Raw genomic sequence first — 13,157 nt, 5'->3', positions numbered from 1 at the left:
GATGGGCTTCTGCGTCACAGCGGCGGCGAAAACGAGCAACAACCGAGGATTGCAACTTGGGTACGCGACGCATTAGGCACCAAGGGTGAAGCTGGTTAAAGTAGGTCATAAAACTTTCCCGATGATACCTAGGGTTTTTTTGATGAATATGCTTTGAATGATGGCGATGAGGGTGTGGCGATCGCTATCGTTCTTTTGCGAGTGCAGTCCCCATCTATTGATAGGGTTGCGCTAAAATGCCAGCTAGTATTGGTGTTTTATCTGTAACCCAGACAGTCCAGATGGGCTGTTTATGGAGGAAAGCAGATGCGATCGCCGCGCTGGTTCAGTGCTGCTTTGATGGCAGCAATTCCCGGCGCTACCCGCAGTGCTTCTGTCGCTTTGGATTTGTTCATAGATATTTAATTGGGTAGATGGGTACAGGCGTGCGAGCCTTGTAGCTAGCACAAACAGCACTCATCTGGGTTAATTTCCGGCAGCAATCAGCTGGAAATAGGACTTTGTTGGGGGATTACTGGAAGGTTAAAAGGTTAACCTTTCTTATACATTGTAACATAAAGCGATTCAAGTTACTAACTTGAAACAAATAGTCGCAAAGTAGGGCATGATAGCTTAGCTTTAGGCAGTAAAGGCGATTACTAGCGGTTTTACCTGTAATAAGGAAGAGAGAGTCGTTGAGACGAAGGTTTACGGATGAAGGACTGCGGCAGATGGGCAACTTCTTACGAGCCTGTCGGGAAGCAAAAGGCTTAAGTGTCCACAAGTTGAGCGAACAGACGAAGGAGTATGAAGCCAACTTCTATGGAGAATTGGGAGCGTTGCCTAAAGTTCTTGGGGTGAGCATTGCGGCCATTTCGAGAATTGAGAATGGAAACCTGAATAAACCAGCACCTGATATTTTGTGGATACTTTTAGATGTTCTCAAACCCGAACACCCAACTGAGAATCGGATTCTGACGCTGGAAGATTTGCTGCTGATTGGTACGGAAGCTTGGAACCCAAACATCGGAGACTGAAGGTGTCAGTTGCTTCTTCGCTCTCGGCTAGTTTTAACCAGAAAGCGAAAGTTAACAAGAGTTTGGACGATTTGCCTAACTCGTTGATAACGCAGCGCTCGCACTCAGAAGAGGATTAGGCGATCGCATTGCAGTGGTGAAGGGGAGAATGCGCGATCGCTTCCTGACCGATGCAATAAAAAAGGGCGCGATCGCAACTGGTGGTATAGATAAAGTTTCATGGCATAATCACTACACGTTGTTGAGAAACAAGGAATTTGGAAGTTGAAAGGCCGAATTGTATAGCTACTAAAAACAGAGCTGGAGACACAAATATATGACCTCTGTTTCAGAGCAAGCGCAAGACGAAGAGTACATCAAAATTGTTATAGATCCAATTTCTGCTTGTAAAAATTACCTACCAAAATTTGGAGGTAGTGCAGGACTAACATTATCTGAATTTCAAAGCTTATACCAAGCTGATCCCTTCTACTCATGGTTAGGCTTAGATTCTCCTCTAATGTTCACTGCTCATAAAGCCGCTGGTGGCATGACATCAGTGTACCGACAAGTTGGGATAGGTTGTCAAAGACTGATTCAACGCATTATTATGGATAGCCTTAATCTGACAGCAGAGCAATCAATCTGGTCTTATGAAATTAAAAAAATAGAGGGGAAGACACAAACTTTATCTCTCGACTGCTGCATCCCAATAGCTGAAACGAAACTTGACCGCCGTCCAATAGTTACTAACTGGGTTCAAAATGCCTGTAGAGCAGTCAACATATCAGAAGATATGATACCAGTTTTCAAAGGAGCTGTTTTTGAAATCCGGCAAGGGTATAAAAGTAAAGACTCAAAGCGCCAGAATGCTGATATTGCAAATGCAGCAGCAGCTTACTCTGAAGGATATTTGCCAGTAATACTACTTTTTTCAAACCAGATAGATAGTAGCGTTGCCGATCGTTATATTAAATCGCGCTGGTTAATACTTCGAGGTACAACTAATGGTTCAACAACTAGCTCTACATACGAGTTTTGTCGCCAAGTGCTAGGTTACGACTTAGCAAATTTCTTCCAACGCCATTCCGCTAGGTTGAAGCAAGAGGTAGAATCAGTTCTAACCGCTTTATTGCAATAAACTGAATGATTTCTCAAAGGGCTGATTTGACTTTCAAAGACAATCTTAAGCAAGGGCGACACGGTTGGATACGTTTGACTCCAGCCTATTCAGTCAAGGTAGTTCAAAATGTCCTCGAATATGTTGGAAAACCACAACTTGTCCTCGATCCTTTTTCTGGTAGTGGAACAACAGGGTTAGTCTGTGCTGAGAGGGGAGTTAATTGCAATCTGATAGAAATTAACCCATTTTTAGCTTGGCTATCACAATCAAAAGTACATCATTACAGTCCACGTGAATTAAACGCAGCTATTGAAATAGCTGGTGCTGTAGCGGAACAAGCATCCCAAAATGAGCAATTTGATAATCTCTGGATTCCACCGCTTAATTACATTGAACGTTGGTGGTCGCCAGAAAGGTTAAAGATACTAGCAAGTCTTTTTCAGGCGATACAAAGCCAAAGGAAGAATAGAAAAGATAGTCTGGCTTTAAATCTAGCGCTTATTGCTTTTTGTAGAACAACAATAGAGTGGTCGAACGCTGCTTTTAATCATCAATCTATGTCTTTTAAAAAAGAAAAAATAAGCTTTAATAAATTAAATGAAAAACACTTAATTATTAATGATTTTGTAAGCTACTGTGAGCAGACTATTAATTCTGCAAAACAATATCTTTTAGGAAGTGTTTCTGTACAAAATAGTGACTCTCGTTACATTCACATAAACGATTGTAGGAAGTATGATTGCGTAATTACCTCACCTCCCTATCCAAACCGGATGAGTTATATACGTGAAGTAAGACCTTATATGTATTGGCTAGGTTTCCTTAATAATGCGCGTGAGGCAGGCGATTTAGATTGGCAAGCAATTGGCGGAACTTGGGGAATAGCAACTAGCCGTTTAGCCCAATGGGAACCTGGAAATACACAAATTAAAAATGAAAACTTCAAAGGTATAATTCAAGAGATTAATAAGCAAAGCCCTATCCTGGCAAACTACGTTCATAAATATTTTGTCGATATAGTAACCCACATAGATAGCCTAAGCTATGTTCTTGTTAAAGGGGCAAAAATTTTCTATATTGTTGGCAATTCTAAGTTTTACGATACACTTGTTCCAGTAGAAGAGATTTATATGAGCATAATGAGGCAATGCGGTTTTAAAAACGTGCAAAGTGAAGTAATAAGAAAAAGAAATTCAAAAAAAGAATTATATGAATTTTTAGTGACAGCAGAATGGTAAGTTTTAAGAGTGCAAGTCGTTAATACTGGGAGCGATCGCATCCTTCCCAAAAATCCAAATCTGGCAAAATTACCTGTACGGCGATCGCATCCTTTTAGATGCAATAAAAAAGGGCGCGATCGCACCCAGGGAAACAATTATTAGAAAACTTTAGAATCTTGAGCCGCAGATAGATTCCACAACCGCTACAGGCTCATTTCGATGTTGCTCTCGGCAAATTAAATTCTTAGCCAAACGTTGCTCAGCATAGGCGCGATGAGTAAACCAGCCGATCGGTGTGCCAGCGATCGCGCCGATCAGCAGACCCGTTAGCAGACTATAAACCAGATGCTTTCGAGTAATCCTATTCTCTTTCATTTAAAAGTTTCTCCTAATTGCTGAACCATTTTAAAGAAAGCAAAATTTAGGATAAATTTACGTCCCTCTCCTTGCTTATATCCGAAGTCGCACTCGTGATGATATACCGTCTTTGCGTCTATCTCATACCACTGGAGAGGAAACTAAAAGCTAAGAGGATTCGCTACACTTACGCTCGTTTTTGGTATTTTGGGTATTTAAAACTTTTGCTGCTAGCGATGAAATTAGACATTTCCAGTCCGTCCGACAAGGGACGCGACGACCGCAATTAACTCAGTGGGATCAATGGGTTTAGCGACATGAGATTGAAAACCTGCCGAAAGGGCTGCTTTTTGGTCGTCTACTCTGACATAAGCCGTCAACGCCACAGATGGAATTTGTCCTTTTTCCGCCTCTAGCGCCCTCACCCGGCGAATTAGACTGTAGCCGTCCTCGTTTGGCATCCCAATGTCACTGATGAGTAAATCTGGCTTTGACTTTTGGATAGTTCCGATCGCTTCCTCTGCTGAGGCGACAGCGATCGCTTCTGCTCCATACTGTTCTAGGATGCTCTTGAGCAACTCACGGGCATCAGCTTCATCATCAACAACAAGGATCTGCAAGCCATCAAGAGGACTTTCCCAAAGGGTGGGAGGACTTTCTTGAGGATTGAGTGCTGAAGATTGAGAACTGCATAAAGATTCCTCTTCCTCAGTCCTCTTTTTCACCCCAGCACTGTTGAGAAGCGGCAACTTCACGATAAATGTTGACCCTTGCCCCTCTCCGGGACTCTCAGCACGCACGGTTCCTCCGTGTAGTTCCACCAAGTGGCGGACAATTGCCAATCCCAGCCCTAATCCTGTATAAGACCTGGTGATAGAGTTATCAGCTTGGCGAAAGCGGTCAAACACGTAAGGCAGAAAGTCAGGACTGATGCCCTCACCCGTATCCCTAACTGAAATCTCGGCGTGGGAGCGATCGCCTTGAAGGTAAACTTCAACTCGTCCGCCTTCAGGCGTGAACTTAATCGCGTTGGTGAGCAGATTCCAGATTATTTGCTGCAAGCGGTCTGGATCTCCTGAAATTAAACCCACAAAAGTATCCACCAACAGATGAACTTGAATGTTCTTTGCATCTGCTGCTGGACGTACCGTATTGATGGCTGACTCAATGACTGGAATCAGTTCCATTGAGCGAACTGTGAGGCGGAGTTGACCTCGAATAATCCGCGAAACATCCAGCAGATCCTCAATCAAACGTGCTTGCGCCTTGGCATTTCGCTCAATCGTTTCGATAGCACGAGCGGTCGTCGCCGCGTCAAATTTTCGGGTACGGAGAAGACTCGTCCACCCCAGCATCGCATTGAGGGGCGATCGCAGTTCGTGAGAAAGAGTCGCCAGGAACTCGTCTTTCATCCGGTTGGCTGATTCAGCCTGGGTGCATGCCTCCTGTGCGCGGGCAAGTAACCGAGTACGTTCCTCTTCAGCTTGCTTGCGATCCGTGAAGTCGCGCATGATTTTAGCCAACCCTTGCACCTGTCCGCTCTCATCACGTAAAGACGTGACAATGCCACTGCCCCAGAAACGGCTGCCATCCTTCCGGACGTGCCAGCGTTCGTTCTCAGCCCGACCTTCCGTTAATGCCTTTACCCGTTCTTTCCTGTCTTCGCCGCGATCGCGATCTTCAGGTGTAAAAATTATGGAGCCAGATTTGCCCAAAATCTCTGCTTCCTGATAGCCTAAAATGCTTTCTGCCCCTGCTCCCCACTTGATAACACGTCCGTCGGGATCGAGGAAAAAAATTGCATAGTCTTTCATGTTTTCCAGCAACATCAGGAAGCGCTCTTCGTTTAACCGCAAAGCCTTCTCTGAGTGCTGATATTGATTTTCTCGTTTCTCTAACTCCGCAACTCGTTGGCGGAGTGCTACTAATTCAGCGATGAGTTCACTTTTAGTTTTATCTTCCTCTTTCATGGGGGGAGCATTACAATCGAGTCTCACTCTAGAGAAGGAGCTGGGATCGAGTTGTGGTCGATTTTTCAGAACTCTTTTCACAGTTGCAGCTCATAAGGTTTTTCTTCACCTATCTTTAGGCTGAAATTTAAATTATTTAAGTAGTTGAATTAATTTTTAGGGATAGAGAGTCCCCTTCGAGGCAAAAAAAGCTGAGATTTGGTAATTTTTAATCCAGCCGAAAATGCCAAAACATCTAATCTAGAGATTCAGCTACATTTTTTTAATTAAACTAACGCGATGTGCAACTTTTCCGAATAAAAATCCCACGGAATTATTTTAGGAAGTCTAGCTTTCATCCCACGCTTGTACTTGTATCAAGTGCTTATGAGACAGCCTAGCAGCCGTAGGTTGGCTCTGTGTGAGAGAAAAAACAAAGCAAACGTTTGCTGCATTTGGGTTACACGCACCTCAACCCAACCCATAGGGAATTTGTTAGTCAGCCGTTTCGTTTCACCTCTCTCCTCCAAAAGAGGGATTCTTTTTTGGGCTTGCATACCTGCAAGTCTAGACATAGCAGCTTGTCCTTAGTAACTTACAGCCTGCTCCTAATTATGAAGATTGTGTCAAGAATACTCCTGACTATTTTAAAGATTGTATAAACTTAATATTAAAAAATCTTCATCAGTGAAAATTCCTTGTATATTTACTTAGAAAACAAGTAGGGTGCATTGAAGAGGTTCAGTAACAATACGTTTATCGGAACAGCGATACCGTAAAATTTTAACCTCTAATAGAAGAAAAGTTACATGGGATACCAGGGAAAATGCTGAAACTTGTTACTTTTGCGAATAATTTATCTGTGTAACTTAATCATGGCGGCTAAAACACCAAAGGTTTGGTCATTCACCGAGAGGGCAACATTAGAATTTTGGGTAGAAGATCCACGACGGGGTGAACGACTCGAAGACATTCATCTGGATTCTGAGCAATGGTTCCAATGGCTAAATTTACCAAGTTCTAAGTCATTTAAATTTGAGCCAGTCGATCAACGTACATCTGATTTCATCGCTAGCAAAGAAACTAAAACCGATGGAGATTTTTGGTACGCCTACAAGAAAGTAAATGGCGAACTATATCACTGTTACATCGGGCTTAGCAAAGATTTAACGTTGGTGCGACTCAGAGAAATTGGGTTGCAATTGCTACAAACTGCGAAAAATGATAGTCCTTCCAGCCAGCAAAGTTATATACAAGAAGTCCATTTAAATTTGCCTGGTGAATCTCAGGAAGTACACCATCTGAAACAGGAAATTCAGCGGTTACAGGACGAACTAACAAACTCTCGCCTAGAGCTTGAGAAGAATCAAAGTATTTGCACTCAACAAAGTGCTGCCAAAGAGGTTCATTTAACAGAATTGGAGCAGCTGAGACAGGAAAATCAGCGGTTACAAGATGAACTGGCAAATTCTCGGCTAGAGCTTGAGAAGAATCAAAGTATTTGCACTCAACAAAGCGCTCCCAAAGAAGTTCATTTGAAAATCTTGGTTGAATCCAAGGAATTAGAGCAGCTAAAACAGGAAAATCAACGGCTACAGGATGAACTGGCGAACTCTCGCCAAACTTACCTAATAGCTTGTCAAGAACATAAGGAAGCAATTCAACAGCTACGCCATCAAAATCAGCGGCTCCAAACCGAGTGCGACCAGATGAATGAAGAGATCAAACAGCTCTATGCTAAATATGGCGACCTGAAACTGGAAAAGATAATCCGGCACCAGGACAGTGAAAGAGTGAAATCCCGGACGACTTTGCCAGAGCAGAAGGTAAGCCTGTCAAACACTGCGTACAGCTTTTAGATATGGTGGCGTAGAGAGCGATCGCTTGAGCGAAAAAAAGTAGGAAGCGAGCGCTCTCTATCAAGTAGGGTGGCGTAGAGAGCGATCGCGTTACACACCTGCAAAAATACAGGTGTGTTGATACCTTGCTGCAATAGCATCGATTAGGTTTTGGTTGAGAATTAGCCGACACGCAGGCGAACTAATTCTCAGCAGTTATTTATTAGGTGTGTCGTGCCTTTTCAAAACCTGGGGTACCGTGCAACTTTGGTTCAGCAGGCGGAGGTGTCGGTTCTGGCCCTAACGGTTGCGGATTCTCTACATACTCAAACTCGCCTTTGCCGTCCATTGATTTGCCTTTCGCCCAACGTCCTTCAGCACTTTCGGTACCGTCAGAGTGATTCCAGAACTGATAGGCATACTCCCGCTTCTCCAATTCCAGCGGGAAGGAACTCGGAACCGGAGTGTCGTCCAGTCCGGAGTCTACGATATCCTCAATCGCTGCCAACCACTGGTTTTGGTGCATGGTGTCGCGGGCGATCATGAAACTCAAGGTATCTTTCACGCCTGGGTCGTCTGACATTTCATACATTCGCACCGCCTGCAAGCGACCTTGCGACTCGGCGTGGAGATTAGAGCGGAAATCTGCTAACAAATTACCGCTGGCGACGATAAAGCGACCGTTCCAAGGGTAGCCAACGCTGTCAGAGGGCGTCGCACCCAAGCCGGAGACAATAGCGTGCTGCGGGTTCATCGCTGCTGCCATAATCTCATTCCGCACGTTAGAACCGCCCATAACCGCGCCGACTAGCCGATCTGCGGCACCTTCCTCTTGGACTTTTAGAGGCGCTTTGTCCAGCAGATGGGCGATCATCGTGGCAAGCATCTCAACGTGACCGATTTCTTCGGTACCAATGTCCAGTAGCATATCGCGGTACTTAGCAGGCCCTCGACAGTTCCATCCCTGAAATAGGTACTGCATCATCACGGTCATCTCGCCAAAAGTGCCGCCGATCAGTTCCTGAATCTTCATGGCGTAGACCGGATCGGGGTTTTGTGGCGGAGTGAAATACTGAAGTTGCTTTTTATGGTAAAACATTCAAAAACTCCGAATTCTTTTTACTATCAGAACAACAGAAAAATGGTGCGAATTGATATTTAGCAATTTGCTAAATATCGAAATTTCAATTGCAAAACTTATGCTCTCTACTCCTATAGGAAACTATTTAAATCAAGGTCTTGCCTCTTCCTGTAGAAGGACAGTTTTAAGTTTATTTTGGTAAATTTATTCTTGATTTATGTGCCTATTTAATGACGAATTACCAATTATTTTGTATCAAGTTCATTCTTAAAAGTTTGTGTTAATAAAAAAACCGTCTTCATCAAAAAGACGGTTTTTTTATTAGCAGTATTTAAGTATTTTTGCTTAATTCATGTCGGATTAAGCTTCGTCGCGCCCGTGAACTTGGGCGGGTGGAGAAGTTGCCTCAACTGCCGTGAAAGGCTCCAGAATTTTATAGGTGTGGGATGCACCTTTTGGTACAGTCCAAGAATTACCGGGTTCTAACAAAATACTTTGACCTTCCAGGTGCAATTCAGCGCGACCGTTGATGACATAACCAACCGTCTCATATTCTCGCGCAGTTGGTTCCTTTGGTTCGTTGGGTTGCTCGTTTTCCCAAAGGCGCATTGAGATGGTTTTGCCTGATGCGAGATACTTTTGACCCATTTCCCCTTTGGGGGAATTGGTAGAATCTACTTTCATCACAGTTGTATCTGTCATATTTGCTGCTTCCTTGTTCAGATATGTTGTTTAAATGCTCTTAGCGGAGCAAGATCGGATTCCCATCAATGCGGACTCGGAATAGACTGTAGGGCTTTTCTCTTAAATCTCTGCCGCCATGAAAATTTGGTTGGCGATGCAGTTGATTGGCAGTGAAATAGAGATAGCCGTCTGATGCTACAGAAAGCGTATCGGGCCACAAAACGCGAGGATCGTGAACGAGCGTTTCATACATTCCATCCGGTAGGCGGCGAAGAATGGAATTGTGTTCGTAGTTCGTCAGGTAAACGCGGTTTTCAGCATCTGATTCCAGTCCATCTGAAGCACCACTTTTATCGCCGAGATCCACCACGGTTGCTGCTACTTGCGACTCTGTTAATTGCTCGTTTGCTAAAGCATCAACGCTGACACTGTATAAACGGCGACCTGCCAGAGGGCAGTAAAATAAGCGATCGCCATCAGCACTAATCGCAATCCCGTCTGCACCTACTTTGATATAGCTGGGTGGTTGATTAGGCGATCGCATCATCAACGGTTGTCCTTCGACGCTGGGCAAAAAATTTGGTTCGGCTTTGGTGGAGGGGTGATTGTTCAGCCGTCGCCAGCTTTTGCCAGAAGCCAGGTCTACAACAATAATTGCATTTGGCCCAGAACTAGAAGAATCGGTGATGAATGCCATTCCAGCTTTGCCGCGCCGCAAGTCAAATCTGACATCGTTTAAGTAAGTCGTTGGCAGCGCTACATTCTGGGGAAATAGAATTGTTTTGATAATCCGATTTTGCTTTAGGTCAATCCCAATTAATTTTGGTCCCCCGTAGGAAGTGGGGGCAAATTGCGGACTCCCAGTATCTAAAATCCACAGGCGGTTTTGCGGATCGACGACGACACTTTGAACCGAAATCAACGATTCAGCTTGGTTGCTGGGATTTGGGCGGTTAATTTCGGCATTGGGATAAGCCACCGCCGTCCCGTTTTTTAACTCAGCAACGGTAAATTCTACATTGTCTCCCCAGCGAGGGAAATTCACAAAAATTCGACCGTCCTGAGACACGGTGACGCCAGTAAGCATCGGCCCATTAAAGGAGGCAACTGATTCAATGTTGCCAATCGTTTTCTCAGCAGGTTTCTCAACAAGTTTCTGTGTGGGTTCTTGTGCGGATAGCGCCCGACCGGATGATGCAAAGGGAATTGTCACCACAAGGCTTAAAAGAATTGGAAGCGATCGCCAACCCAGTTTTCCCACGTCTCTCTCCAGATACTTCACGGTGTCAGCACTACTGACTGAATGCTTCGTCAACACTCCTGCAACGCCAACGTCCAGCCGTGACGTCCTAGCAGACTGCTGATACCCCCTCTTATATTAGATGGCATTCATAGTTTCAATTCACTGACGAGACGCAACCCATTGACATCTCGACCACAGAACTAACAAAACACCTATTTCTGTCCAAAAGATTGACTTTCAGCAGTAAGAATCTCGCCAGCTTCTAACTCTTGTTGGAAACGCTGGCGATTTTCTTCTGCCTCTTGTTCAAGTTTTTCAACCAAGTGATAAACTTCTGCAAGCAAATTATTAATCTTGACGGTGTTTTCACCCCGATCAGAGCGGTCAAGTTCCATAGTTTGACCTTATGGTTTTAGTACAACTTTGATGCAGTTGTCTTTTTTATTTTTGAAAATTTCGTAACCGTGTTTCGCCTCTTCTAAAGGCAAGCGGTGTGTGATGACGAAAGAGGGATCGATATCGCCATTTTGGATATGTTCCAACAACGGTTTCAAGTATCTATGGACGTGTGTTTGTCCCATCTTGAACGTCAAGCCTTTGTTGAAAGCAGCGCCCATTGGAATCTTGTCGAGGAATCCACCGTAAACACCCGCTAGCGATACATGACCACCCTTGCTACAAGCGACAATGACTTGCCTCAGGGCAGTGGGGCGATCGGTTTCCATTCGCACGGCTTGCTTGACTTTATCGTAGAAAGCATCCGGCCCGGTACCGTGTGCTTCCATGCCGACGGCATCCAGACAAGAATCTGGCCCGCGTCCGCCAGTCATCTCTTTGAGTGCTTCACCGACATCGAGTTCTTCATAGTTGAGAATTTCTGCCCCGCATTGTTCTTTAGCCATTTGTAAGCGTTCGGGAATGCGGTCGATAGCGATAACGCGATGGGCACCTAGCATGAAGGCACTTTTGATTGCGAACTGTCCGACTGGCCCGCAGCCCCAGACAGCTACAATATCACCCGGTTTAATGTTGCAATTTTCCGCTGCCATGTAGCCGGTCGGGAAAATATCCGTCAGGAACAGTACCTGATCGTCTGTCAATCCATCGGGAATTTTGAACAAACCGACATCGGCAAAAGGCACCCGCGCATACTCCGCTTGACCTCCAGCATAGCCGCCGAACAAGTGGGAGTAGCCGAAAAGTCCTGATGGCGAATGACCGTACATCTGTTCAGCCATCCAGCCGTTCGGGTTGGAGTTATCGCACAGCGACCACAAATCGCGGTTGCAGAATAGGCAGTTACCGCAGGCGATAGTGAAAGGGACAACGACGCGATCGCCTATTTTCACATTCTTGACGGCGCTGCCAAGTTCAACCACTTCCCCCATAAATTCATGACCGAGGATATCGCCCGCTTGCATTGTCGGGATGAAACCATCGTAAATATGCAAATCGGAGCCGCAAATTGCTGTTGACGTAATTTTGACGATGGCATCGCGCGGGTTAAGAATTTTTGGATCGGGTACATTATCTACCCGCACATCGTTGTTTCCATGCCAACAAACAGCTTTCATTAAATTTTTCTCCTTAAGTCATTCGTCATTATTTATGGGTTATTTCCGATTCATTATTAGTCATTATCAATTACTAAGAACAATTTACTAATGACTAATAACTACACCTACACCCTAGGTAAATCTTTCTCTTTTGCGAGTTCTCCTGGTTAAGGAGGTTAGGAGGAGCGAAATGTCAAGCAAATATTATCCGTTGTTCCACTATCCCCCCTCGTTAAGGGGGGACAATTTGCACGCTGGATTACAGATTATTTTGAGTAAGATGGGCTGCTCAGGTTATTCGCCGCGTCGTTGAAACCTTCCTGCGTCCCTTGAACTGTCTTACCAACTACATCATCAGCTTTATCTTGAATCTGATTGAAAAACTTTTTGGTACTTGGAGGCGTCGGCTCGTCAAGATTCAGCTTTTCCTTGACATTTTCAGCAGCATCTCCAATTTTATCCAACAAACTACTGCCTGTATCTTCAGTCTGGTCTTTTAGCGTTTCAGTCCTAGCATTGATTGAACCATTAGACCCTGGCACTTGGTAAGCGTTGGTTTCTGGTGTCAATGTGGTGTTATTCGCAAGGGCCTGTAGAGGAGTCCCGTAACCGAAAGCTTGCATCACCAAAAATGCAGCACTTACCAGAAACGCAGTAGCAATCTGGCGCAAACGAATACTTTGTAGAAAAGAAATTACTTGATTCATGAAAACACTCCAGTTTATTATTTGATGATTCGTAATCGGTTAATTTTTCTTCCCAATTACTGACTTCAAGGTTTCAGCACAACCTTGATACACTTATCTTCTTTGTGCTTAAACATTTCGTAGCCATTCTTGGCTTCTTCTAGGGGTAACTGATGGGTGACGACGAAGGATGGATCGAGTTCTCCCTTCAAAACTTTATCCAGCAACATCTGCATATACTTTTGCCCGTGCATTTGCCCCATCCTGAAGGTCAAGCCTTTGTTGAAAGCAGCACCAAAGGGCAGTTTGTCCACAAAGCCACCGTAAACACCCATGATTGAGAGCGTGCCGCCTTTACGACAAGCGACCATCATTTGCCGCAGGACGTGGGGACGGTCTGTTTCCAGCCGGACTGCTTGCTTCGC

General features: G+C 44.7%; 14 protein-coding genes and 1 pseudogene. 5 read left to right on the top strand and 10 right to left on the bottom strand.

The genetic code is table 11. From position 1 onward, the window contains the following. Positions 1–674: 674 nt before the first annotated feature. From H6F50_RS18915 to H6F50_RS27710, 4 genes are all read left to right on the top strand, one after another. On the top strand, positions 675–1,016 hold the full coding sequence (locus H6F50_RS18915; RefSeq protein ID WP_190413081.1) for a helix-turn-helix transcriptional regulator: 342 nt from the start codon (positions 675–677) through the stop codon (positions 1,014–1,016). A gap of 316 nt (positions 1,017–1,332) precedes the next feature. Beyond that, positions 1,333–2,136, top strand: a complete 804-nt coding sequence (locus H6F50_RS18910; RefSeq protein ID WP_190413080.1) for a hypothetical protein — start codon at positions 1,333–1,335, stop codon at positions 2,134–2,136. Between the two features lie 5 nt (positions 2,137–2,141). Further along, positions 2,142–3,356, top strand: a complete 1,215-nt coding sequence (locus H6F50_RS18905; protein ID WP_190429892.1) for a DNA methyltransferase — start codon at positions 2,142–2,144, stop codon at positions 3,354–3,356. 9 nt (positions 3,357–3,365) lie between these two features. Continuing rightward, the gene (locus H6F50_RS27710; RefSeq protein WP_277877582.1) at positions 3,366–3,500 is read left to right on the top strand and encodes a hypothetical protein; all 135 of its coding nucleotides are present in this window, start codon (positions 3,366–3,368) and stop codon (positions 3,498–3,500) included. Positions 3,501–3,506: 6 nt separating this feature from the next. On the opposite strand, the gene H6F50_RS18900 is transcribed toward H6F50_RS27710, so the two are convergent. Together H6F50_RS18900 and H6F50_RS18895 are read right to left on the bottom strand one after the other, a co-directional pair. Further along, positions 3,507–3,713, bottom strand: a complete 207-nt coding sequence (locus tag H6F50_RS18900) for a hypothetical protein (protein WP_190413078.1) — start codon at positions 3,711–3,713, stop codon at positions 3,507–3,509. A gap of 224 nt (positions 3,714–3,937) precedes the next feature. Next, positions 3,938–5,665 carry an ATP-binding protein gene (locus tag H6F50_RS18895; RefSeq protein WP_190429891.1) on the bottom strand — a complete coding sequence of 576 codons (1,728 nt, stop codon included), beginning with the start codon at positions 5,663–5,665 and terminating at the stop codon, positions 3,938–3,940. Positions 5,666–6,519: 854 nt separating this feature from the next. On the opposite strand from H6F50_RS18895, the gene H6F50_RS18890 reads away from it, so the two are divergent. Then, positions 6,520–7,503, top strand: a complete 984-nt coding sequence (locus tag H6F50_RS18890) for a hypothetical protein (protein WP_190429890.1) — start codon at positions 6,520–6,522, stop codon at positions 7,501–7,503. Here the strand turns inward: H6F50_RS18890 and H6F50_RS18885 are convergent. The 8 genes and pseudogenes from H6F50_RS18885 to H6F50_RS18850 all read right to left on the bottom strand — a co-directional run. Continuing rightward, entirely contained in the window at positions 7,500–7,643 is a 144-nt protein-coding gene (locus H6F50_RS18885) for a hypothetical protein (RefSeq protein WP_190429889.1), read from the bottom strand. The two genes, H6F50_RS18890 and H6F50_RS18885, sit on opposite strands and share 4 nt — an antisense overlap. Positions 7,644–7,705: 62 nt before the next feature. Then, positions 7,706–8,581 (bottom strand): manganese catalase family protein, encoded by an 876-nt coding sequence (locus tag H6F50_RS18880; protein WP_190413075.1) that lies wholly within the window; start codon positions 8,579–8,581, stop codon positions 7,706–7,708. 342 nt (positions 8,582–8,923) lie between these two features. Next, the gene (locus H6F50_RS18875) at positions 8,924–9,265 is read right to left on the bottom strand and encodes a cupin domain-containing protein (protein ID WP_190413074.1); all 342 of its coding nucleotides are present in this window, start codon (positions 9,263–9,265) and stop codon (positions 8,924–8,926) included. A gap of 40 nt (positions 9,266–9,305) precedes the next feature. Beyond that, on the bottom strand, positions 9,306–10,463 hold the full coding sequence (locus H6F50_RS18870; RefSeq protein ID WP_347277183.1) for an L-dopachrome tautomerase-related protein: 1,158 nt from the start codon (positions 10,461–10,463) through the stop codon (positions 9,306–9,308). A 239-nt stretch (positions 10,464–10,702) separates the two neighbouring features. Next, positions 10,703–10,885, bottom strand: a complete 183-nt coding sequence (locus H6F50_RS18865) for a hypothetical protein (RefSeq protein ID WP_190413073.1) — start codon at positions 10,883–10,885, stop codon at positions 10,703–10,705. A 9-nt stretch (positions 10,886–10,894) separates the two neighbouring features. Next, entirely contained in the window at positions 10,895–12,064 is a 1,170-nt protein-coding gene (locus H6F50_RS18860; protein ID WP_190413072.1) for a zinc-dependent alcohol dehydrogenase, read from the bottom strand. A 248-nt stretch (positions 12,065–12,312) separates the two neighbouring features. Beyond that, entirely contained in the window at positions 12,313–12,753 is a 441-nt protein-coding gene (locus H6F50_RS18855; protein ID WP_190413071.1) for a hypothetical protein, read from the bottom strand. Positions 12,754–12,818: 65 nt separating this feature from the next. Next, a pseudogene (locus H6F50_RS18850) lies at positions 12,819–13,157 on the bottom strand (glutathione-dependent formaldehyde dehydrogenase); the annotation flags it as partial.

The sequence above is a fragment of the Coleofasciculus sp. FACHB-712 genome, from assembly GCF_014695635.1.
GTDB lineage: Bacteria > Cyanobacteriota > Cyanobacteriia > Cyanobacteriales > FACHB-T130 > FACHB-T130.
This window is presented reverse-complemented; position numbering and strand designations above follow the sequence as displayed.

Coding starts and splice junctions, on each gene's coding strand:
- H6F50_RS18895 (WP_190429891.1), bottom strand. CDS start 5,665: ATGAAAGAGGAAGATAAAACTAAAAGTGAACTCATCGCTGAATTAGTA.
- H6F50_RS18860 (WP_190413072.1), bottom strand. CDS start 12,064: ATGAAAGCTGTTTGTTGGCATGGAAACAACGATGTGCGGGTAGATAAT.
- H6F50_RS18880 (WP_190413075.1), bottom strand. CDS start 8,581: ATGTTTTACCATAAAAAGCAACTTCAGTATTTCACTCCGCCACAAAAC.
- H6F50_RS18905 (WP_190429892.1), top strand. CDS start 2,142: ATGATTTCTCAAAGGGCTGATTTGACTTTCAAAGACAATCTTAAGCAA.
- H6F50_RS18885 (WP_190429889.1), bottom strand. CDS start 7,643: ATGCTATTGCAGCAAGGTATCAACACACCTGTATTTTTGCAGGTGTGT.
- H6F50_RS18855 (WP_190413071.1), bottom strand. CDS start 12,753: ATGAATCAAGTAATTTCTTTTCTACAAAGTATTCGTTTGCGCCAGATT.
- H6F50_RS18910 (WP_190413080.1), top strand. CDS start 1,333: ATGACCTCTGTTTCAGAGCAAGCGCAAGACGAAGAGTACATCAAAATT.
- H6F50_RS18900 (WP_190413078.1), bottom strand. CDS start 3,713: ATGAAAGAGAATAGGATTACTCGAAAGCATCTGGTTTATAGTCTGCTA.
- H6F50_RS18890 (WP_190429890.1), top strand. CDS start 6,520: ATGGCGGCTAAAACACCAAAGGTTTGGTCATTCACCGAGAGGGCAACA.
- H6F50_RS18865 (WP_190413073.1), bottom strand. CDS start 10,885: ATGGAACTTGACCGCTCTGATCGGGGTGAAAACACCGTCAAGATTAAT.
- H6F50_RS18875 (WP_190413074.1), bottom strand. CDS start 9,265: ATGACAGATACAACTGTGATGAAAGTAGATTCTACCAATTCCCCCAAA.